The organism is Parabacteroides sp. KHUB-01, from assembly GCF_056640935.1.
Genome location: NZ_CM153256.1, coordinates 1,038,389 through 1,059,746, shown reverse-complemented (window position 1 = coordinate 1,059,746; position 21,358 = coordinate 1,038,389). Strand labels below are relative to the sequence as shown.

The window sequence follows — 21,358 nt, the reverse complement described above, 5'->3', positions numbered from 1 at the left end:
AAAAGTAGTCTAAATTACGTAATTTGTTGTGTATAAACGAAATGTAAAAATATATAGGTTGTAGATATGGAAATAGTTATTTTGTGTGGAATTGTATTGGTGATTGCTCTTCAACTTATGTTGATGTTGAAAAAAGGGCAAGATAACTCTAAGGATTTTGAGAATATATTGAATAATATCCAATCTTTATCCGAAAGACTTGAGAAAAACTTCAGAGAAGATTTTAAGTTGAATAGGGAAGAGAGCCGTTACGTTGCAAAGGAAAATCGTGAGGAGCTGATAAATTCTTTGAGCGAATTCCGTCAAGCATTTGAAAGAGGAATAAGCTCATTTAATTTACTTCAGCGTGAAAAGTTTTCTGAATTAAATGAAAGGCAACAGCAATTGATCCAAAATACGGAAAAAAGACTGGACGAAATAAGAGTTACGGTTGATGAAAAGCTTCAGAAAACATTAAACGATAGAATAACTCAATCATTTAATCTGGTAAATACTCAACTGGAAAACGTGCAGAAAGGGTTAGGTGAGATGCAAAGCCTTGCTCAAGATGTTGGAGGATTGAAGCGTGTGTTGAGTAATGTGAAAACTCGAGGTAATATCGGAGAAATACAACTTAGTATGTTGCTTGAGCAAATACTGGCTCCTGAACAATATGAAGCGAACGTGAAAACCAAAAAAGGTTCGGATGCTTTGGTTGAGTTTGCTGTTAAATTGCCTGGAAAGGATGACAATACTGATTTTGTCTATTTGCCTATTGATGCTAAATTCCCCAAAGATGTATATGAACAACTTATAGATGCATACGACAAAGCAGACCCACAGGCTATAGATGCAGCTGGAAGAATGCTGGAAGCAACTATCCGTAAAATGGCAAAAGATATTTCTACAAAATATCTCGCACCTCCGGCTACAACAGATTTTGGTATTATGTTTTTGCCATTTGAAGGAATATATGCAGAAGTCGTGCGCCGTTCAGCATTGCTTGAGGATTTACAGCGAAACTATAAAGTTGTAGTGACAGGACCGACAACATTAGCCGCTATTTTGAACAGTTTGCAGATAGGATTCCGAACATTGGCAATACAGAAACATTCCGGCGAAGTATGGACAATACTTGGAGCCGTGAAAAAAGAGTTTGAGAAAATGGGAGGAATGCTTGAGAAAGCCCAAAAAAACTTGCAGACAGCCAGCGGTCAGATAGATGAGGTTTTAGGTGTCAGAACCAGAGCTATTCAACGTCGTCTGAAAGATGTTGACACTTTAAGTTCTGCAGAAGCTCGTGCTATAATCCCTGAAATTGGTGTTTTGGAAAATAATGAAGAAGAAAACTTATGAAAAAGAGACAGATTCCCCATACGTACGTAATAGTTTTTTATATAATATTGTTTTGTGCGGCATTGACATGGATTTTACCGGGAGGACAGTATGTCGAGCAAATAACAGAGCAAGGTGTAAAGACTCTTGTTTATGAACCGGTGTCTAACACTCCGCAGAGTTGGCAGATATTCTCAGCCTTTTATAAGGGTTTTGTAGATAAGGCAGATATTATAGTATTTATATTGGTAATAGGCGGAGCCTTTTGGATAGTAAATGACAGCAAGGCTTTTGATATGGGAACAGCCGCATTTCTACAAAAGGCGCGGAAAATGGAGAACAATCCTTTGATACGTAAAATTGGTGTCGAAAATTTCCTGTTGACGGCAATCATGCTTCTGTTCAGTATTTTCGGAGCTGTTTTCGGAATGAGTGAAGAAACTATTGCTTTTTGCCTGGTACTTGTACCTCTGGCTGTTTCGATGGGATATGACTCCATAACAGGTGTATGTATGGTTTTTGTTGCAGCCGGACTAGGTTTCGCTGGAGCTATATTAAATCCGTTTACAATAGGTATTGCTCAAGGCTTGGCTGGTATTCCTTTGTTTTCAGGCATTGAATATCGTATATTCTGCTGGTTTATTATAAATGTATTCGGATTTACATGGATTCTTAGGTATGCTCATAAAATTAAAAAGAATCCACGATTATCTCCCGTTTATGAAGTTGATAAATATTGGCGGGATTTACATGCTTCTCAAACTACAGAATTTGAATATAAAACACCACGGTCAGCATGGTATAGTTTTATTTTACTGATGATTGTATTGTTATTGTTCAGTATAAATTATCCTATGACTGATTTGAAAATCGGGAACAAGGTGGTTGAAGGTTTGCCGCTTATACCTGTAATATCATTGGCTTTTGCAGTTACTTCAGTGTTTGCACTTAAGAAGACAGTACAATTATATATATTGAACCTTCTGTTTTTTACTATATTTTATCTTGTTGCCGGAGTTATGGGCTACGGATGGTATATAATGGAAATAGCTACATTATTCTTTGCTTTGGGAATATTGGCAGGCGTAGCAAATGGAAAAACTCCGAATGAATTGGTCAAGCTGTTCCTTGATGGCTGTAAAGATATAATGAGTGCAGCACTCGTAGTTGGACTTGCCGGCGGTATTATTGTTATATTGCAGGACGGAAAAGTGATAGATACAATATTATTCAATCTTGCCAAAGGAATGGAAGGAATGGGAAAAGTAGCAACAGTCGGAATGATGTATCTCATACAAAATCTTATCAATTTGGTAATACCTTCAGGAAGTGCAAAAGCCGCGTTAACAATGCCTATTATGGCTCCTTTTTCAGATTTGATAGGTCTTTCAAAACAAGCCACAGTCATGGCATTCCAGTTCGGCGATGGTTTCACAAATATGATAACACCTACATCCGGAGTTCTTATTGCAGTATTGGGAGTAAGCCGTATTCCATATGATATTTGGTTCAAATGGGTATGGAAGTTTATTGTTGGATTGATAATTTTAGGATTTATACTTCTAATACCAACAGTACTTATTCCAATGAATGGATTTTGATTATTTTGTATGATTTTTTTGATATAATAAATGTAGGATATAATATCTTGTTAAACAAAGTTTTAATAGAATATTATATCAACTAAGGAATATCACTATCTTCGTATAGTGATATTTTTTTTGAAAAAAACGACCGAAAAGTTTGCAGGTTAAAAAAAAGTCATTACCTTTGCACCCGTAATCGAAACAATAACGGTTACAAAAACAAAAAATGATGGTGCCATAGCTCAGTTGGTAGAGCAAAGGACTGAAAATCCTTGTGTCCCCGGTTCGATTCCTGGTGGCACCACTTTGAAGAAAAGCAAAAGACAGTAAAATCCTGATTTCCAAGCGAAATCGGGATTTTTTGTTTTCCCCAAGTACGCAAAAAACGGCAAAATATTACCGTTTGAGGTGGAGCAAAAGGTGGAGATAAAAGGTGGAGCAAAAATCTCCACCGAATTAGAGCCTTTCTCGCTGATTTGCAATGTTTTGCGTATCAAGATAACGTGGTCGGTTTCCTACTTTTGTCTAAACTAAAAACTGTAGGAAAAATGAAAAGAAGTTCATTCAATGTGCTTTTCTTCTTGAAGAAGACCAAGCTGCTGAAAAACGGAGAAGCATCCGTTTGTATGCGTATCACTGTAGATGGTACGCGAGTTGAAAACAACATCCGCAAAAGCATTGACCCGTCTCTCTGGAGTCAGGCTAAGGAATCTGCCAGAGGCAAAAGCCGCAAATCATGTGATCTGAATGCCTATATCGAAAATGCGAGAATTAAATTACATCAGATTTTTTGTGAGCTGGAAGAACAGAACCAGCCTATAACAGCGCGTCTGTTGCAGGAAATATTTTTCGGACAGGACAAAGAACCGGAAGCGGTACGCACTCTCATCGGTACCATGCAGGAGCACAATGATCAATGCCGTGCCTTGGTCGGTAAAGACTACGCCCTGATTACCGTTCGCCGTTATGAAAGCTGCAAGCGCTATCTTGCCGAACTTATCAGACAGAAATACGGAAAGGATGATCTGCCGCTGGTGGAAGTCAACGGTGAGTTGGTACGTGCCTTTGAATTTTATTTGAAGACTGAAAAGGAATGTCAGCAGAATACTGTTATCCGTTATATGAAATGTCTGAAGAAAATTACCAATCTGGCACTGGCCAATGAATGGATAGCCAAAGACCCGTTTATCGGTATCAAGTTCCACGAAAAAGAAGTAATCCGTGAGTTTCTTACCATGGACGAACTGCTGACTATCTACCACAAGGAGTTTCCTTTGGAGCGAATCACCGTAGTCCGTGATGTTTTTATTTTTGCTGCCTTTACCGGCCTGGCTTTCATTGACGTACAACAGCTTTCCCCTGAGCATATCGTAAAAGACAATAACGGAAACCTGTGGATCAGGAAGCCACGTCAGAAAACAAAGAACATGTGTAACATTCCGCTACTGGATATTCCTTTGGAAATCCTGAGAAAATATGCAGATTATCCTGCCTGCAAAAAGAAAGGAGTATTACTGCCTGTTCCCTGCAATCAGAAGATGAACAGTTACCTGAAAGAGATTGCCGACCTGTGTCTGATAAAGAAGAACCTGACTACACACACCGCCCGCCACTCGTACGCCACATCTGTCTGTTTGGCCAATGGGGTAAGCATTGAGAATGTAGCCAAAATGCTCGGTCACTCCAATATCAAGATGACGCAACACTATGCAAGGGTACTCGACAGTTCCATTCTGAAAGATATGAATAATGTAAGGGATATACTTTCAAATTGCCTATAGCTTATGAAAAGAGACATTATCCATATAATGGAGGACGGCAGGATTGTTATTCCTGCTGTCCATCCTGATAAGATTCGTATGGACGAAGCCGAACTTGTCGGCTTGTTCAATGTAGTTGCACCGACCTTACGAGCAGCGAAAAGAAGAATATATAAGCTGGGGATATTGCAATCATTCACCGCAGAACAACGTATTCCGTTAAAAGAGGGGTATCAGGTAGTCTATAACCTGGAAATGATATTTGCGCTTGCCTTTCAGATTAATACTTCTCCGGCCCAACAATTACGTGAGTATATAATCAGCAGACTGTTCCAATCTGAAAAGTCAATGATTATCTGCATGATGAATGGTCATCATAAATCATATCTAAAATGCTGATAAATATTGATTTCACTATTTCATGCGGATAATAAGCCGCAAAATTTGCGGTTAATTATCCGCAAAACCGTATATTTGCAGAAAACAGTGATGCCTATGTATATACATGAACACAAAGAATGGCCTTCCTTTTCGTGGAACAAGGAACTTGTCGGTGAGAAGCTGAACAAGGTAAACAAAGCTGTCGGTTATCTGATGGGACGCCTTAGTGTAATAGGTTTTAACGACAAGATGTCTGCCGTAGTTGAATCCATCTCTCATGACATCATTGCATCATCAGAAATTGAAGGAGTGGAATTGAACAATGAGCAGGTACGTTCATCTGTAGCCCGCAAACTCGGAGTACAACTACCGAATCCGACCGAATCCTCACGATATATAGACAGAGTAGTGGAAATGGCACTTGACGCAACCGTCAATTTCAACAGTCCGCTTACCCATAAAAGACTCTTCGGCTGGCACAACTGCCTGTTTCCTACCGGATGGAGCGGTCCAACGAAAATAGATGTAGCCCGATACCGCAGTGGAGAGATGAAAGTTATTTCTGGAATGTTCGGTCGGGAAAAGATACATTATGTAGCGCCTGCTCCTGAAAGAATAGACGAAGAAATGAATCGGTTTTTGGACTGGTTCAATTCAGATTCACATAACGGCTATGTAAAATCGGCGATAGCCCATTTGTGGTTTGTCTGCATCCATCCTTTCGATGACGGAAACGGACGAATCGGACGAGCCATTGCTGATATGGCACTTTCACAGGCCGAAAACTCAAAGATGCGTTTTTTCAGTATCTCACATCAGATAAACAAGGATAAAAAACAGTATTACGACATATTGGAGAAAACACAGAAGGGAGATTGCGAGATTACTGAATGGATCATCTGGTATCTTGACTGCCTGCTCCGTTCCGTCGAGCAATCCGACGAAACATTGTCGAAGGTTCTTAACAAGGCTATATTCTGGCAAACACATGCCGAAACAGTCCTGTCCGAACGACAACGTGAAGTCTTGAATTTATATTTGGACGGTTATCCCGGCAAACTGACGGCTAAGAACTGGGCAAAACGTGTAAAGGTATCACCAGATACAGCAGCACGCGATATAAAAGATCTGGTAGAAAAGGGTATTCTGATACCTCAGCAGGGGCGGGTTCGTGACGTATTCTACGGAATCCGGTGCAGTGAGTCTATCCTTGTCATCCCCATGCCGGAAGATGTATAATTGTTCATCATACAAGCATAAAGGCTGTGTGCCGGTTTGGATAAACCAATGTCACACAGCCTTTATTTCTTTCTTTTATTTACTACTCATATATGCTTCCCGATAATTCTCCTGAAGCATTTTCTCAATATCACTCTCCCGGTAAAGTATCTTACCTCCCAACTGGTAATAGGATATTCTCCCTTCATTACGATAATCCTGAAGCGTGCGTCTGCTCAGTTTCAACTGTGCCGACACTTCCTTGTCGGTCAGATAGCGTTCACCGCCCAGTACGGGACGGTTTCCGACCGCCAGATTCTCAATCCCGACCAGCATACGGTCAAGACTTCCCATGATACGGTGTACCCATTCTCTGCTGTCTGTTCTCAGTTCACTCATGTTATTATGGATTTAGTGGTTATTGTTTAACTGTTATATGTTACGTCCTCTGTAAAGAGCCTCTTTTCTTCTGTCCTCAACTTTCTTGGCGATACCCTGCACATCTTCCGGCTTATAGAATATCTTGTGATTGATTTGAGAAAAAGGCAAGGTACCGTTATCACGGAGTGTCTGCAGGGTACGGGGCGAGATGTTCAGATACCGGCATACGTCCTGATTGTCCATCCACTTGTGTAGCGTCCTGTCGTTTTCCCGGTTGCAAATTTCCATGACCCGATGCTCAAAGTATTCAAACTTACGCACCAATTCCTCAAACAGTTGTTTTTCTATTCCTACAAATTCCATATCGTTTCCTTTTTTGTTGATTGATGTTTATTCTTTTTTCGTTGTTTGCGACAAAGAAAAGCCATATATTCTGAAAGGCAATGGTTTCCGCCTAACTGGCAGTATGTGGCGCTGATTATCTTAGTTATGAGGCCACATTCATATCATTTTCTGCAAATATCCCTATATTCAGTGACTCCATCCAATAACGATTTACAGAATAAAATATCTATGAACCTGATTCAATAAATGTCCATAGCAATGGATAAGGAATGGGTTATTTCCATGTAACCTTACTTCATCACTTTTCCAAACCATTGATTAGATAAGGAAGCAAAGAAGTGTTCCTTCAATAATTCACAGACATGAATATTTACTACAGTACGACAATACGACATTAAGTCAGTAAATATTCAAGTCAATAAATCAGTAACTGTTTGAATCCCCAGTTCATTGTTTCATCAAACAGGAAAAGTACTGCATTCCACACCGATTGCCCTATATGCAAAGTGCAATAGGCCACATTGTTGCCACATCCCGACCAACTGTTTGACTATTGGAAACTTATATTCTTTTTTTGCCAGACAATTCATTCCGAGATATATCGGAACATGGCAAACAAAATGAGAAAACAAATGATGAACAGAAACGGAAAAACAGGCCTGTCCCCTCCATAAGATGATACCGACAACGGTATTATTTCTCCCCCATTTATAGGGAGTATATTCAGAGACGCTCAAAATAGCAGGACTCAGATTTTTAGTGGAGCAAGTTTGTGTTTCGGGCAGACCGAAACCGCTTGCTCCCACTACTGGACGCAGTGAGAGGTTCATCCCGCTGGTCTAATCAGTACATTCATTTTATACAATAGTCAACAGATGGAAAAGAAACAGAATACAGAAAGAAACAACAAGGGTGGCCGTCCTCCCAAGAGTACGACTGACAAACTGAAATACCGTGTTACCGTGAAACTGGCGACACCGGATTACTACACGCTGAAAAGCAGGGCAAGAAGCGCAGGCATATCGGCAAGTGAATACCTGAGGGAATGTTTCCGTAAGGGATATGTCCGGCAAAGACTTACAGCGGAACATTCCGACTATATCCGTAAACTATGCGGTATGGCGAACAATCTGAACCAGCTGGCTCATAAGGCAAATGCCGGAGGATTCGATACGGAAAAGCTGGAATGCCGTATACAGGTGGCAAGAATCGAAGAACTGCTGAACCATATCCTGCTATGATTGCGAAGATTGTAAAGGGAAGCGGATTCCGTGAGGTTACCGGTTATATCATTGACAGTAAAAAGAATGCCAGGATTATCGCACATGCCGGCTTGTTTATTGAGGATGTTGCCACAATAACAAAGGCTTTCGAAGCACAGGCCGGCATGAATCCGAAAGTATCCAGGCCGGTCGGACACATTGCACTGGGATTTTCCAAAGAGGATGAAAGCAGGCTGACCAGCCGGATTATGGCAGAAATAGCTTTGGAATACATGGGACGGATGGGCATAAGGAACACACAGTTCTTTATAGCCAGACATTTCGACAAGGAGCATCCCCATATACATATTGCCTACAACCGGATAGACAATGATGGCAGGACCATATCCGACAAAAACGAGCGGTTACGGAGTGCACGCATCTGCAAGGAACTGACTTTGAAATATGGTCTGCACATGGCCAAAGGCAAGGATCATGTCAAGACTGAACGCTTAAGAGAACCGGACAAGACAAAATATGCACTTTACAGTCTGCTTAAAACGGAGGTCGGAAAGGCCGGAAACTGGAAGGAGCTGATTGCCGGATTAAGCGAAAAGGGAGTGGATGTACGGTTCAAATACAAGGGAAAATCCGATGAAGTACAGGGTGTCGTGTTCATCATGAACGGCTATTCCTTCAGCGGTTCCAAGATTGACAGGCAGTTCAGCTATTCCAAGATAGATGCCGCGTTAAAGACACCGTCATATTCGGAAACCCAAAGACAGGTAGCTGTTCAGAGTGAACCGGCATATCAACAGGAACCTCATGGCTATGAATTATACAGCGGTTCTTTAGGTCTGTTCACACCGAACCCGCAACCGGAACAACCTGAAGGTTATCCGGACGATTATTTGAGAAAGAAGAAAAAGAAAAAACAACGTAAAATAAGATGGTAAAGTATGGAAAAATATTTCAGCTATATATGTTGTTTCATATATAAACACTATATTTGTATTATATACCAACAATGTGGTCTATAATGGAAAATTTGAATAGAATAAAAGTCGTATTAGTAGAACAAAACAAAACGGGAAAGTGGTTAGCTGAACAACTTGGAAAAGATCGTTCCACCGTTTCTAAATGGTGCTCCAATAAGATTCAACCAGATTTAGCAACCTTGTCTAAAATTGCAGGATTGCTAAATGTGGATATCAGAGAATTATTAAATAAAAGCATGTAAAAGTATGGCAAAAAGAAATATAGATAAGGCTAAAGAAGCGAAAAAGGATGAATTTTATACTCAACTTGACGATATCAATAATGAGCTGAAACATTATCGCGAACATTTTCGTGGTAAAACAGTATTATGCAACTGTGACGACCCGCGAATAAGTAACTTCTTTACCTATTTCGCATATAACTTTGAGTTTCTTGGTTTGAAAAAGCTAATTACTACATGCTATAAGAACCAGAATGTGGATTTATTCAGCCAAAATCAAAGTGAGCAAGCTATATATCTAATTTATGAAGGAGATAAGAATGGAAATCATACTCCGGATGCAAATGAAATAGGGGTAATGCCACTGAAAGGAGATGGTGACTTTCGAAGTAAAGAATGTATCGAGCTTCTTAAAGAAGCAGATATTATAGTAACAAATCCACCATTTTCTCTATTCCGCGAATATGTTGCTCAACTGATGGAGTATGATAAAGAATTCTTGATTATTGGGAATCAGAATGCTTTATCATATAAAGAAATATTTCCTCTTATACGAGATAATAAAATGTGGCTTGGAGCAAGCATTCATAGTGGAGATAGAAAATTCTGGGTACCTGAAGATTATGAACTTAAGGCTGCAGGTTGTGGTATCGATGCTACTGGTAGAAAATTCATAAGGGTGAAAGGTGTTAGATGGTTTACTAATTTAGATTATAAAGAAAGACATGAAGATTTGATTCTATATAAAAATTATACTCCAGATTTATATCCTAAATATGAAAACTATGATGCTATAAATGTCAATAAAACTGAAGATATACCATGTGATTATGAAGGAATAATGGGAGTACCTATTACATTTATGGATAAATATAATCCTGATCAGTTTGAAATAATTGGTTTAGGTATTGCAAATTTAGGATTATCTATAGGTGTACAACCATATAAGCCTGAACATAAAAAATATCGTAAAGAAATTCAAAAACGAGGAGCAGTAGATGGAGATTTATATATGATGAATGGTGATGAAGTTGTTGTTCCATATGCTCGCATTTTAATAAGAAGAAAAAAATAAAAGCCATGAAAGCCGAAGAAATAATAGAACTATTCCAGCAATTTGAATCCATCGCCAATGAATACGAAGGGGTGGAATGCTGGAGTGCAAGAGAACTCTCTACCTTATTGGGTTATGCTCAATGGCGTAACTTTGAGAATATCATAGAGAAAGCAAAGACAGCATGTGAAAATGCAGGTCAAGAAACAACATACCATTTTGCTGACGTCAGCAAAATGGTTACGCTTGGTTCAGGCTCTGTACGTGAGGTAAATGACTACATGCTGACGCGCTATGCCTGCTATCTTATAGCACAAAATGGAGACCCCCGCAAAGCACAAGTAGCATTTGCACAAAACTACTTTGCTGTACAGACACGCCGAGCAGAATTGGTACAAAAGAGGATATTGGAACATGAGCGTGTTGTGGCACGCAACAAATTAGCTGAAACGGAAAATCGTCTGTCTGGCATTCTTTATGAGCGTGGCGTGGATAACAAAGGATTCGGCATTATCCGTTCTAAAGGCGACAAGGCATTATTTCATTTAGACACAGCATTATTAAAGCGTAGGTTAGGCGCTCCTGACAATCGACCTTTAGCAGACTTTCTCCCAACAATCAGTATCAAAGCAAAAGATTTCGCTGCAGAAATGACCTCTGTGAATGTACAACAGAAAGATTTGCATGGCCAAGAACAAATAACCCGTGAGCATGTAGACAACAATGCTGCTGTAAGGAATATGCTGCTTCAACGTGGAATTGTTCCGGAACAGTTGCCACCGGGAGAGGACGTAAAAAAGGTAGAACGGCGATTAAAATCTGAGGAAAAATCCTTGACCAAGAAACAAAGCACAAACAAAACTTCAAAAAAAGGAAAGGAGTAAGATATGCAGATAGAATTGAAATCAATAAAAATTGCAGATCTTATTGACGGTTATGTCAATGATCCAGATACAGGTGTTAAAGGCTACCATGGAAAGTTGGATATACGCCCACCTTATCAGCGTGAGTTCCGTTATGATGAAAAGCAACAACAGGCTGTAATAGACACTATACTTAAAGGGTTTCCTCTCAATATCATGTATTGGAGTGTGGATGATAATGGCAATTTTGAAATGATTGACGGACAGCAACGTACTCTTTCAATCTGCGGATTCTATACCCATGACTTCAATATAGTTGACCATGATCGAGGTACACTTTATTTTTCAACACTTACAGCTGAGGAAAAAGAAAAATTCCTCAATTATGAGTTAACGGTCTATTTTTGTGAAGGTACAGATAAAGAAAAACTGGATTGGTTCCGTGTAATCAACATTGCTGGAGAAAAACTTCTTGACCAAGAATTATTAAATGCAGTTTATTCTGGACCTTTTGTAACTGACGCACGCAGACACTTCTCAAAGAATGGTTGCCCGGCATATAAAATGGGGGCAGATTTTCTGAATGGTAATGCAATAGAACAAGCATATTTATCTACAATCTTAAAATGGGCAGCTCGTCATGACGGTGTAGAGAGTGTTGATAAGTATATGGCTTTGCACCAGTTTGATCCAAATGCCAATAAACTTTGGGCTTATTTCGTATCAATCATCACATGGATACGTTCTACATTCGTTAAGTACCGCCGTGAAATGAAAGGTTTGGACTGGGGCGAAATGTTCGACAAATATGGTGACGGTGTCTATGATACCGCTGCGTTGGAAAAACAAATTCATGATTTGATGGAAGATGATGAAATCATGAAAAAATCTGGTATTTACCGTTATGTCCTGAGTGGTGATTTACGTGATTTAAGTTTCCGTACGTTTGATAAAAAACAGAAACGTGAAGCCTACGAACGCCAGAAAGGTATTTGTGTACATTGCGGCAAACACTTTGAACTGGAGGAAATGGAAGCAGATCATATTACGCCATGGAAAGAAGGTGGTACTACTGTGGCTGAGAATTGCCAAATGCTTTGTAAAAATTGTAATAGAATAAAAGGAGGGAAATAATATTTATTATGGCTAATAAACTCGATATATATCAGATATGTCTTCCCAAACGTTCAGGGACACTCAAAAATGTTATAATTAAGAAAAATAAAATTACAGATTCATCTATAACAAAAGCAAAGATATTTAATCTCTTTTATAGGAACTTATTAGAATTAATAGGGAGTAGTGTCTTTTGTATTGATTCTAAAAAAATGGGACTAACAATATTCAAAGGGAAGGGTGAGAAAATAAATACAATCTTAACATCTCATTCTTCATCTTTTGTTATTGAAGGGTTTATAGATGCCGGTCCTTATAATTCTATTCGTAAACTTGCTAAGTTATCAGATTTATCAAAAAGACGTACAATTAATAAAAGTGATATTATAACAGACAGATATTACTTCTATTTATATTTTCCTTGGGATTCGAGTATTGGTATATTAATGGTTCAATCTAAAGAAAATTCATCTATTCGTAGAGCTATAAAACCATTTATGGAGAATTTATTTAAAATTGACACTATAAAAGGATGCAGAGTCAATACATACTATCCCAAATGGTTAAAAGAGCATTTTATAGATGGTGCAAATTTATGTAGTTTGTCGTATGAGCAAGAATTTGTTACACAAATTCAGACTGAACAAGAAACTTTGATAAAATCAGAAGAATTTGATATTAAAGTAACTATTATTCCCAAAACAGGTAGAGAGAATATGTCCAATTCTGATACTGTAATAAATAAAATAGGAAATTTTTTTGGTATAAGAATTGGGGGAAATACACATTCACTTTCATCTTTTAGCAAAAAGAAAGGAGTAATGAGAAATGAAGATTTAAAAAAATCATTACCCTTTATAATAGATAAGGAAGATGAAATTCATCCTATCATACCAATTGATGAGTATATCTCTGCTGATGAAAATGGAGATTTTAAGAGAAATGATTTAAAATCACTATGCGATAACTTTTTAGAGAAAATAAAATTAGAAATATATGGTTTTGAACACAAATGAATAGTAACATTCTTATATATTATTTATTTAAACTCATTAAAGATGGACATGAATGGCAATATAAAAATATTAACGGAAAAGGGAGCAAGCCTAAATTATATTTTTCATTTTTGCAAATTATTGCATTATGTATCAGCGTTTTATTCTGTATCTCTGTTCCTCAAGGATTAACGACAGATGCAACAGATCATATTTTGACTTGTCTATCCATCATGGTTGCTCTATTTTTAAGTTTAATAATTGTCGTCTTTGATAAATCCAAACATATTGAGTCTTTAAATATAAAAAAGCGAGAAGATGAGACTTCCAATAAAACAGAAGCCTCTGTAACAGATTTCCATTTATGGAATTTTTTTTATCAATTTAATGCATTAACATCTTATGCAATCTTACTATCTGTCTTTGTTATTATATTAATACTTCTTACATTAAGTTTTAACGTAAAAGTAGATTTTTCGCAATACCATATTATCCCTTATAAACAGTGGAATAATGAAACTCTTATTACAACTTTAAATTTGGTATTGGTATTTCTAATAAGATTTTGTATTGTCTATTTTTTAATAGATTTCTTTATCATATGTTTTTATGCAATTTGCCATATGTATCAGTATATTAGATTGGACTTTTTAAAAAGAAGACCTGATATTCAGATTTATAATGAAGAAAAGATTTCAGAAACATTTAAACGTGAATGCGGATTTAATCTTTCTATTGTAAAAGGAATAATCATATTTTTTATATGCTTAATAATAAGTCTTGTTATTTGGAACTTTTTTTACAATATGAATCTATAATATGCAAACTGAATCCCCAAACATAGAGTTCAAAGAATCTTGGCGCAACGAATATCTAAAATGGATATGCGGTTTTGCTAACACACAAGGCGGTGTACTTTACATTGGTATAAAAGACAATGGTGAAATATATGGTATCCAGATAACAAGAAAATAGTGGAAGGTTTTCCTAACAAATACGTGAGCTACATAGAGTTTATTTTTCCTAACGACAAGCAAAGTTGGTTGCAATAATATCGCCTTACGGCAAAAGGTTCAGCATTGAAAGTAAGTTTGAGGAATAGCAAATGGCAATAATTTAGATAATAAACATGAACGAAGAAAATAAAATAATCCTATATCAGGACGATAACGAAATAACTCGTGTATCGGTACGCTTTGCCGATGAAGACTTATGGTTGACACAGAGTCAGTTAGCAGAGATATATGACACATCACAACAGAATATTAGTCAGCATATAGACAATATCTACAAGGATGGAGAACTTATAGCAGAAGCAACTAACAAGAAATTCTTGTTAGTTCGTCAGGAAGGCAATCGTCAAGTAAGGCGTAATATAGACCATTATAATCTCGATATGGTCATAGCTTTGGGATATCGTGTCCAGTCTCAAATAGCAACACGCTTCCGGCGTTGGGCGACACAACGTTTACATGAATATATTCAGAAAGGTTTTGCGATGGACGATGAACGGCTGAAACAGGGAGGAAACCGCTATTTCCGAGAATTATTACAGCGCATCAGAGATATTCGTAGTAGCGAACGAAATTTTTACCAGCAGGTTACGGACATATATGCTACAGCTACGGACTATGATCCTCGTAGTGAAATGACTAAAACTTTTTTCGCCACCGTGCAAAACAAACTGCATTATGCAGTTCATGAGAATACAGCTGCTGAGGTAATATACAACCGTGTGGACAATGAAAAACCGTTTGTCGGAATGACTAATTTCAAAGGTAATTACGTAACCAAAGATGATGTAAAAATTGCGAAAAACTATTTGTCAGAAATAGAATTGCAACGACTGAATCTGTTAGTTTCAGGATTTCTCGATTTTGCAGAATTCCAGGCATTGGAGATGAATCCTATGTCTATGAAAGACTGGATAGAAGCTCTTGACAATCAGATTATAGCTCACAAACGAAAAATCCTGATTGGTAAAGGTAATATTTCACATAAACAAGCCATAGAAAAAGCTGAAAAGGAATTTGAGATATACCGCAAGCGAGAAATGGATATGCTTGAAAGTGATTTCGACAAAGAGGTTAAAAAATTAAACAAGAAATAAAGTGATACTATTGATATGAATAATGCAATTGATTTAGCCTTTCTTACGGCAAAAGTAGCTACACTAAAAGATGAGAAAGCAAAAATGATTGTTGAAGGTGCTTCTTTAGCATATAACATAATTCAAGTTGCCCGTTTCCGATCTATGATTGTGGAATTATCACAAATATGCAGTTATATTGTGTACAAAGCTAGAATCACAGGAGGATACACGCAGGGAGAATATAATTTAGCTTTGGAATGCCAACGGCAAATTGAAGAATGCAACAAACAAATAGCCAAACATGAAACAATGACTATGGTAGATGGTATATCTTTGCTTATTGATATGCTTGGTAATTTGAATAAAAAATAAATCGGTTGGAATTCCACACCGAGGTGGAGCAAAAACACAAGGCATCTGCTTGTATTTCAAAATAAAGCGTTACCTTTGCCGTATAATAGGAAATCGACTCCGCAAGACACAGCAAAATATAGCAAGCCTCTGGTGGAACAATAGCGGGAGATTACGTCTTTAGCTAAGATATACATCAAAGATATTCAGCCACTTATCGTTATATTACGATTCCTGGTGGCACCACTTAAAAATCCCGATTTCAATTTGAAGTCGGGATTTTTTGTTATTCTCCTACACATAAAAATTAAACGCTATTAATAGCGTAAGGAATCTATATTAAATCATTATTTATCATTAGAATTATTTTAATAAAATACTCTGGACTAATCAGTTATTTTGAAAATAAGCCTCAAGAATATAGTAGTTACTTCTTATTCCTAAAATATTATAAGAAAAACACTTAATTACCTTGTTTCATTACGGTCTTTATAAGTATTTGAATTATTTCTTTCAGTTATAAGCTAATATCCATCTTTATTTGATCCAACCATTTTATTATTCCGAGAAATAATTATTTGAAAAACAATAAAACAGTACATACATATTTAGTAATGAGAAATAAAAAGTATATCAAAATAGAAGTAAACATTTTCAAAATGATAAGGTCGTATTTATATATATAAAATGAAAGTAGTTGATATTGGGCTGGAATTCAGTCTTGTATGTCTGTAACCTTAAATTTGGCATACCAGTTGTATAAATAAGAATGAATTTTAAATATAAAAATTATGGAACTATTTACAATTGGTTTTGCAGTCTGCGTACTGATGGGTATGAGCTGCTTTGTGTTATTTGAGAAGTGTATTGATTGGTTTGAAAACATTTAAAATGAAAGGGTGAAAAGTATGTATACAGTATTGTTTATTGTAAGCCTTATAATGTTTGGCTATTTATTGTATGTTTTGGTTAAACCGGAAAAGTTTTGAATAAATGAGTTGACAATGTATTAAGACTGTCTGCTAAAAAGTATTAAAGTATGAATACAGAAATATTAGGTGTCATAGCGCAAATAGTTCTAATGGTAGTGTTGAGTTATCCATTAGGAAAATATATAGCAAAAGTTTATAAAGGTAAAAAGGTTTGGAGTGACTTCATGAAGCCGATAGAAAGTTTAATCTTCCGGCTTTCTGGAATTAACCCGGAAGAAGAAATGAACTGGAAACAGTTTTTGAGAGCTTTGCTTGTTGTAAATGCATTTTGGTTTGTATGGGGAATAATTCTTCTTGTTGTACAAGGTTATTTGCCTCTGAATCCTGATGGAAACATCGGTCAGACAGTAGATCAGGCATTCAATACTTGTATTTCTTTTATGGTAAACTGTAATGAACAACACTATAGTGGTGAAACCAATCTTACATATTTCACACAATTGTTTGTTATTATGTTGTTCCAGTTTATAACTGCAGCTACAGGTATGGCCGCAATGGCTGGTGTAATGAAAGCACTTGGCGAAAAAACAACTCAAACTATCGGAAACTTTTGGAAGTATCTCGTATTGAGCTGTACCCGAATTCTTCTTCCTTTATCGCTTGTGGTTGGCTTTATACTTATCTCACAAGGTATTCCAATGGGATTTGATGGAAAGATGGAGATAAACACACTAGAAGGAAATGTACAAAGTATATCACAAGGTCCTGTTGCAGCAATTGTTCCTATTAAGCAGTTAGGTACTAATGGGGGTGGTTATTATGGTGTAAACTCTTCACATCCACTTGAAAATCCTACTTATTTGTCTAACATAACAGAATGTTGCTCCATTCTTATTATTCCAATGGCTATGGTCTTTGCTTTTGGTTTCTATGTAAACCGTAAAAGGTTAGGTTATAGCATATTTGGCGTAATGTTTGTTGCATTTCTTGTAGGTGTATGTGTTAATGTATCTCAGGAAATGAGTGGTAACCCTAGAATTGATTCAATGGGCATAGCACAGGACGGTGGAGCTATGGAAGGTAAGGAGGTTCGTTTCGGTGCCGGTGCAACAGGACTTTGGAGTGTTGTTACAACTGTTACATCTAATGGCTCTGTAAATGGTATGCATGATTCTACAATGCCGTTATCCGGTATGATTGAAATGCTAAATATGCAGATTAATGCATGGTTTGGTGGTGTTGGAGTAGGTTGGATGAACTACTTTACATTCATTATTATAGCAGTATTCATAAGTGGATTGATGGTAGGACGTACTCCGGAATTTATGTGTCACAAAGTCGAGGCAAAAGAAATGAAGATAGCTTCGATAGTAGCACTTCTTCACCCTTTTGTGATACTTGTAGGAACTGCTCTTGCTGCATATCTTTATGTTCATGCTCCTGTATTTGTGGAAAGAGAAGGAGGATGGTTGAATAATCCTGGTTTTCACGGACTTGGAGAAATGTTATATGAGTTTACTTCTTGTGCTGCAAATAATGGTTCAGGTTTTGAGGGACTTGGTGATAATACTTGGTTTTGGAATGTGTCGTGTGGTATTGTATTAATATTGAGTCGGTTTATACCTATTATCGGTCAGGTAGCTATAGCAGGTATGTTGGCACAAAAAAAGTATATACCGGAAAGTGCCGGAACTCTTAAAACAGATACAGTAACTTTTGGAGTGATGACATTTGCGGTTATATTAATAGTTGCAGCATTGTCATTCTTCCCTGCACAGGCTTTAAGTACAATTGCTGAACATTTTTCATTGTAAATAAAAAATAATATTGTAGTAGACTGGCAGTATAAGTGTATTACAAAAAGGAGTTTGTTCTTTAATCAATCTAAATACTAAAATTTTATGATATGAATTCAAAAAGTCAAAATACATCACTGTTTCAAAAGGATCAGGTTATAGAAAGTCTGAAACAGTCATTTGTAAAACTGAATCCGAAAATAATGATTAAGAACCCTATCATGTTCACTGTCGAAGTTTCAACATTGATTATGTTGTTCGTAACTGTATATTCTGCATTCAGCACATCACAAGGTTCATTTGTCTATAACCTATGGGTATTTATAATACTTTTTCTGACATTATTGTTCGCCAACTTTGCTGAGGCTATAGCTGAAGCTCGCGGTAAGGCTCAGGCTGACAGCTTGCGTAAAACCCGAGAAGAAACACCTGCTAAACTTATTGTCAATGACAAGATAAAAATTGTAAATAGCTCGCAACTTAAAAAAGGAGATATATTTGTATGTGAAGCAGGTGATGTTATTCCAGCTGATGGTGAAATAATAGAGGGGCTTGCTTCAATAGATGAAAGTGCCATCACTGGTGAATCAGCTCCTGTAATTCGTGAGTCTGGTGGAGACAAGAGTTCTGTAACAGGTGGAACTAAAGTTCTTTCAGACCATATTAAGGTAGTTGTAACAACTCAACCTGGCGAAAGTTTCCTGGATAAAATGATTTCATTAGTTGAAGGAGCAAGTCGTCAGAAAACTCCGAATGAGATAGCTCTTACTATTCTTTTAGCAGTTTTTACTTTGGTATTTCTTGTTGTTTGCATCACTCTTAAACCTATGGCAGACTATTCCAACACTGTTATTACTATTGCTGCATTCCTTTCACTTTTCGTTTGTTTGATACCTACAACAATTGGCGGTTTACTTTCTGCAATTGGTATTGCCGGAATGGATCGTGCATTACGGGCAAATGTAATCACTAAATCAGGTAAAGCTGTTGAAACGGCTGGTGATGTAGATACACTCCTTTTGGACAAGACTGGAACCATAACTATTGGTAACCGTAAAGCTACAGATTTTTATCCTGTTACAGGTCTCGACAAACGTAGTTTTATAGAGGCTTGCATGTTGTCTTCTGCTTCTGATGATACACCGGAAGGAAAATCTATTATAGAGTTAGGACGTGAACAAGGGTTACGTATGCGTAATTTGAACACAGAAGGAGCTCATATGATCAAGTTTACGGCTGAGACAAAATGTTCAGGAATAAACTTAAAGGATGGTACTCAGATCAGAAAAGGGGCATTTGATGCAATTCGAAATATTGTGAACGAAGCTGGACATGAATTTCCTAAAGAAACAGAGGAAATTATAAAGCGAATTACCAGCAATGGCGGTACTCCGTTGGTTGTATGTATCAATAAGGAAATAGCTGGAGTAATAGAGTTGCAAGATATTATTAAACCTGGTATCAGGGAACGTTTTGAGCGCTTACGTAAGATGGGAGTTAAAACAGTTATGGTAACAGGTGATAATCCACTTACAGCAAAGTATATTGCTGAAAAAGCTGGTGTCGATGATTTTATTGCGGAAGCCAAACCGGAAGATAAGATGAATTATATCAGAAAGGAACAGGCTGCAGGTAAACTGGTTGCTATGATGGGTGACGGAACAAACGATGCACCGGCTCTAGCACAGGCTAATGTTGGTGTGGCAATGAACAGTGGTACTCAGGCTGCAAAGGAAGCCGGCAATATGGTTGACCTGGACAATGATCCGACAAAACTTATTGAAATTGTTGAGATCGGTAAACAGCTGCTTATGACTCGTGGAACACTTACTACATTCTCTATTGCAAACGATGTTGCTAAGTACTTCGCTATAATACCTGCATTATTTATGGTTTCCGTACCACAGTTGGAAGCACTAAATATTATGGGGTTACATAGTCCTGAAAGTGCAATTCTTTCCGCTATCATATTCAATGCTATCATAATACCTATTTTGATACCTTTGGCTCTTAAAGGTGTTGAATACAAACCTATAGGTGCAAGCGCATTACTTCGTCGTAACCTGCTCATTTACGGTGTAGGTGGTATTATAGCTCCATTTGTTGGTATTAAATTAATAGACTTATTTGTTGGATTATTCTTCTAATAAAATCAAGAAACAGTTATGAAAAATTTAATGAAATCAATTCGAATCACATTGGTATTCTGTGTATTTTTTTCGGTATGTTATATATTGGTATTATGGATTTTCGCACAGTTCGCAGCACCCGGTGAAGGTGGCAATGCAGAAACGGTAAAGCTCAATGGTAAAGTTGTTGGAGTAGCAAATGTAGGGCAAGTCTTTACTAAAGATATATTTTTCTGGGGCAGACCTTCATGTGCGGGCGACGGATACGATGGTACAAGCTCCGCAGGCAGCAACAAGGGTGTTACCAATGAGGAATATCTTGCAGAGGTGGAAGCAAGTATTGATACATTTCTGTTTTATCACCCCTATTTGAAACGAGAAGATGTTCCTGCTGAAATGGTAACAGCAAGTGCTTCAGGTCTTGATCCTGATATAACTCCTGAATGTGCGTATGTACAGATAAAGCGAGTTGCAAAAGCTAGAGGAATGAAAGAGGCAAATGTTAAAGCTATCGTTGACAGTATGATAGAAAAGCCATTATTAGGAATATTCGGTCCTGCTAAAATTAATGTCTTAAAACTTAATGTAGCAATGGAAAATGCTAATCCAACTATGGATAAATAG

21 protein-coding genes, 1 tRNA gene and 1 pseudogene are annotated in these 21,358 nt (G+C 37.3%); 21 read left to right on the top strand and 2 right to left on the bottom strand.

The window, feature by feature from the left end; translation table 11 throughout:
• The first annotated feature begins 66 nt into the window (after positions 1-66).
• The 6 genes from ACYIAR_RS04815 to ACYIAR_RS04790 all read left to right on the top strand — a co-directional run bounded on the left by ACYIAR_RS04815 (position 67) and on the right by ACYIAR_RS04790 (position 6,280).
• Positions 67-1,335: a DNA recombination protein RmuC gene (locus ACYIAR_RS04815; RefSeq protein WP_480332442.1), complete on the top strand. Its 1,269-nt coding sequence runs from the start codon at positions 67-69 to the stop codon at positions 1,333-1,335.
• Positions 1,332-2,915, top strand: coding sequence for a YfcC family protein (locus ACYIAR_RS04810; protein ID WP_480332440.1), 1,584 nt, complete (start codon positions 1,332-1,334; stop codon positions 2,913-2,915). The genes ACYIAR_RS04815 and ACYIAR_RS04810 overlap by 4 nt, the downstream gene beginning before the upstream one ends.
• A 216-nt stretch (positions 2,916-3,131) precedes the next feature.
• A tRNA-Phe gene (locus ACYIAR_RS04805) sits at positions 3,132-3,204 on the top strand.
• Positions 3,205-3,448: 244 nt separating this feature from the next.
• Complete coding sequence (locus ACYIAR_RS04800) at positions 3,449-4,681, top strand: site-specific integrase (RefSeq protein ID WP_258322439.1); 1,233 nt, start codon at positions 3,449-3,451, stop codon at positions 4,679-4,681.
• Between the two features lie 3 nt (positions 4,682-4,684).
• Complete coding sequence (locus ACYIAR_RS04795; RefSeq protein WP_480332438.1) at positions 4,685-5,059, top strand: hypothetical protein; 375 nt, start codon at positions 4,685-4,687, stop codon at positions 5,057-5,059.
• A gap of 96 nt (positions 5,060-5,155) precedes the next feature.
• The gene (locus ACYIAR_RS04790; protein ID WP_336310187.1) at positions 5,156-6,280 is read left to right on the top strand and encodes a Fic family protein; all 1,125 of its coding nucleotides are present in this window, start codon (positions 5,156-5,158) and stop codon (positions 6,278-6,280) included.
• 75 nt (positions 6,281-6,355) lie between these two features.
• Here ACYIAR_RS04790 and ACYIAR_RS04785 read toward each other — a convergent pair whose 3' ends face one another.
• Together ACYIAR_RS04785 and ACYIAR_RS04780 are read right to left on the bottom strand one after the other, a co-directional pair.
• Positions 6,356-6,658 (bottom strand): helix-turn-helix domain-containing protein, encoded by a 303-nt coding sequence (locus ACYIAR_RS04785; protein ID WP_008141865.1) that lies wholly within the window; start codon positions 6,656-6,658, stop codon positions 6,356-6,358.
• Positions 6,659-6,691: 33 nt separating this feature from the next.
• The gene (locus tag ACYIAR_RS04780) at positions 6,692-7,003 is read right to left on the bottom strand and encodes a helix-turn-helix domain-containing protein (protein ID WP_480332435.1); all 312 of its coding nucleotides are present in this window, start codon (positions 7,001-7,003) and stop codon (positions 6,692-6,694) included.
• 857 nt (positions 7,004-7,860) lie between these two features.
• On the opposite strand from ACYIAR_RS04780, the gene ACYIAR_RS04775 reads away from it, so the two are divergent.
• From ACYIAR_RS04775 to ACYIAR_RS04705, 15 genes and pseudogenes are all read left to right on the top strand, one after another.
• Positions 7,861-8,226, top strand: a complete 366-nt coding sequence (locus ACYIAR_RS04775; RefSeq protein WP_480332433.1) for a MobC family plasmid mobilization relaxosome protein — start codon at positions 7,861-7,863, stop codon at positions 8,224-8,226.
• The gene (locus ACYIAR_RS04770) at positions 8,223-9,143 is read left to right on the top strand and encodes a relaxase/mobilization nuclease domain-containing protein (RefSeq protein ID WP_480333560.1); all 921 of its coding nucleotides are present in this window, start codon (positions 8,223-8,225) and stop codon (positions 9,141-9,143) included. Before ACYIAR_RS04775 ends, ACYIAR_RS04770 begins: the two co-directional genes overlap by 4 nt.
• Before the next feature lie 83 nt (positions 9,144-9,226).
• The gene (locus ACYIAR_RS04765; RefSeq protein ID WP_075317913.1) at positions 9,227-9,427 is read left to right on the top strand and encodes a helix-turn-helix transcriptional regulator; all 201 of its coding nucleotides are present in this window, start codon (positions 9,227-9,229) and stop codon (positions 9,425-9,427) included.
• Between the two features lie 4 nt (positions 9,428-9,431).
• The gene (locus ACYIAR_RS04760; RefSeq protein ID WP_480332430.1) at positions 9,432-10,481 is read left to right on the top strand and encodes an adenine-specific methyltransferase EcoRI family protein; all 1,050 of its coding nucleotides are present in this window, start codon (positions 9,432-9,434) and stop codon (positions 10,479-10,481) included.
• A 5-nt stretch (positions 10,482-10,486) separates the two neighbouring features.
• The gene (gene dinD, locus ACYIAR_RS04755) at positions 10,487-11,344 is read left to right on the top strand and encodes a DNA damage-inducible protein D (protein ID WP_480332428.1); all 858 of its coding nucleotides are present in this window, start codon (positions 10,487-10,489) and stop codon (positions 11,342-11,344) included.
• 3 nt (positions 11,345-11,347) lie between these two features.
• A complete protein-coding gene (locus tag ACYIAR_RS04750; protein WP_480332426.1) occupies positions 11,348-12,457 on the top strand; it encodes an HNH endonuclease family protein in 1,110 nt (369 codons plus the stop codon).
• An 8-nt stretch (positions 12,458-12,465) separates the two neighbouring features.
• A complete protein-coding gene (locus tag ACYIAR_RS04745) occupies positions 12,466-13,455 on the top strand; it encodes a hypothetical protein (RefSeq protein WP_346702548.1) in 990 nt (329 codons plus the stop codon).
• Positions 13,452-14,252: a hypothetical protein gene (locus tag ACYIAR_RS04740; RefSeq protein WP_346702550.1), complete on the top strand. Its 801-nt coding sequence runs from the start codon at positions 13,452-13,454 to the stop codon at positions 14,250-14,252. The genes ACYIAR_RS04745 and ACYIAR_RS04740 overlap by 4 nt, the downstream gene beginning before the upstream one ends.
• A gap of 1 nt (position 14,253) precedes the next feature.
• A pseudogene (locus tag ACYIAR_RS04735) lies at positions 14,254-14,429 on the top strand (AlbA family DNA-binding domain-containing protein); the annotation flags it as partial.
• Between the two features lie 134 nt (positions 14,430-14,563).
• Positions 14,564-15,544, top strand: coding sequence for a virulence RhuM family protein (locus tag ACYIAR_RS04730; RefSeq protein WP_480332424.1), 981 nt, complete (start codon positions 14,564-14,566; stop codon positions 15,542-15,544).
• A gap of 15 nt (positions 15,545-15,559) precedes the next feature.
• Positions 15,560-15,898 (top strand): hypothetical protein, encoded by a 339-nt coding sequence (locus ACYIAR_RS04725; RefSeq protein ID WP_480332422.1) that lies wholly within the window; start codon positions 15,560-15,562, stop codon positions 15,896-15,898.
• An 887-nt stretch (positions 15,899-16,785) separates the two neighbouring features.
• On the top strand, positions 16,786-16,866 hold the full coding sequence (kdpF, locus tag ACYIAR_RS04720; RefSeq protein ID WP_480333558.1) for a K(+)-transporting ATPase subunit F: 81 nt from the start codon (positions 16,786-16,788) through the stop codon (positions 16,864-16,866).
• A gap of 50 nt (positions 16,867-16,916) precedes the next feature.
• A complete protein-coding gene (gene kdpA, locus ACYIAR_RS04715) occupies positions 16,917-18,623 on the top strand; it encodes a potassium-transporting ATPase subunit KdpA (RefSeq protein ID WP_480332420.1) in 1,707 nt (568 codons plus the stop codon).
• A gap of 92 nt (positions 18,624-18,715) precedes the next feature.
• Entirely contained in the window at positions 18,716-20,752 is a 2,037-nt protein-coding gene (gene kdpB / locus ACYIAR_RS04710) for a potassium-transporting ATPase subunit KdpB (RefSeq protein WP_480332418.1), read from the top strand.
• A gap of 18 nt (positions 20,753-20,770) precedes the next feature.
• The gene (locus ACYIAR_RS04705) at positions 20,771-21,358 is read left to right on the top strand and encodes a K(+)-transporting ATPase subunit C (protein WP_480332416.1); all 588 of its coding nucleotides are present in this window, start codon (positions 20,771-20,773) and stop codon (positions 21,356-21,358) included.

Bases quoted from the DNA above. Each gene is read 5' to 3' on its own strand.
- ACYIAR_RS04800 (WP_258322439.1), top strand. From the start codon at position 3,449: ATGAAAAGAAGTTCATTCAATGTGCTTTTCTTCTTGAAGAAGACCAAG.
- ACYIAR_RS04815 (WP_480332442.1), top strand. From the start codon at position 67: ATGGAAATAGTTATTTTGTGTGGAATTGTATTGGTGATTGCTCTTCAA.
- ACYIAR_RS04790 (WP_336310187.1), top strand. From the start codon at position 5,156: ATGTATATACATGAACACAAAGAATGGCCTTCCTTTTCGTGGAACAAG.
- ACYIAR_RS04725 (WP_480332422.1), top strand. From the start codon at position 15,560: ATGAATAATGCAATTGATTTAGCCTTTCTTACGGCAAAAGTAGCTACA.
- ACYIAR_RS04795 (WP_480332438.1), top strand. From the start codon at position 4,685: ATGAAAAGAGACATTATCCATATAATGGAGGACGGCAGGATTGTTATT.
- ACYIAR_RS04785 (WP_008141865.1), bottom strand. From the start codon at position 6,658: ATGAGTGAACTGAGAACAGACAGCAGAGAATGGGTACACCGTATCATG.
- kdpF (WP_480333558.1), top strand. From the start codon at position 16,786: ATGTATACAGTATTGTTTATTGTAAGCCTTATAATGTTTGGCTATTTA.
- ACYIAR_RS04730 (WP_480332424.1), top strand. From the start codon at position 14,564: ATGAACGAAGAAAATAAAATAATCCTATATCAGGACGATAACGAAATA.
- ACYIAR_RS04780 (WP_480332435.1), bottom strand. From the start codon at position 7,003: ATGGAATTTGTAGGAATAGAAAAACAACTGTTTGAGGAATTGGTGCGT.
- kdpA (WP_480332420.1), top strand. From the start codon at position 16,917: ATGAATACAGAAATATTAGGTGTCATAGCGCAAATAGTTCTAATGGTA.
- ACYIAR_RS04810 (WP_480332440.1), top strand. From the start codon at position 1,332: ATGAAAAAGAGACAGATTCCCCATACGTACGTAATAGTTTTTTATATA.
- ACYIAR_RS04740 (WP_346702550.1), top strand. From the start codon at position 13,452: ATGAATAGTAACATTCTTATATATTATTTATTTAAACTCATTAAAGAT.
- kdpB (WP_480332418.1), top strand. From the start codon at position 18,716: ATGAATTCAAAAAGTCAAAATACATCACTGTTTCAAAAGGATCAGGTT.
- ACYIAR_RS04770 (WP_480333560.1), top strand. From the start codon at position 8,223: ATGATTGCGAAGATTGTAAAGGGAAGCGGATTCCGTGAGGTTACCGGT.
- ACYIAR_RS04705 (WP_480332416.1), top strand. From the start codon at position 20,771: ATGAAAAATTTAATGAAATCAATTCGAATCACATTGGTATTCTGTGTA.
- ACYIAR_RS04775 (WP_480332433.1), top strand. From the start codon at position 7,861: ATGGAAAAGAAACAGAATACAGAAAGAAACAACAAGGGTGGCCGTCCT.
- ACYIAR_RS04765 (WP_075317913.1), top strand. From the start codon at position 9,227: ATGGAAAATTTGAATAGAATAAAAGTCGTATTAGTAGAACAAAACAAA.
- ACYIAR_RS04745 (WP_346702548.1), top strand. From the start codon at position 12,466: ATGGCTAATAAACTCGATATATATCAGATATGTCTTCCCAAACGTTCA.
- ACYIAR_RS04750 (WP_480332426.1), top strand. From the start codon at position 11,348: ATGCAGATAGAATTGAAATCAATAAAAATTGCAGATCTTATTGACGGT.
- dinD (WP_480332428.1), top strand. From the start codon at position 10,487: ATGAAAGCCGAAGAAATAATAGAACTATTCCAGCAATTTGAATCCATC.
- ACYIAR_RS04760 (WP_480332430.1), top strand. From the start codon at position 9,432: ATGGCAAAAAGAAATATAGATAAGGCTAAAGAAGCGAAAAAGGATGAA.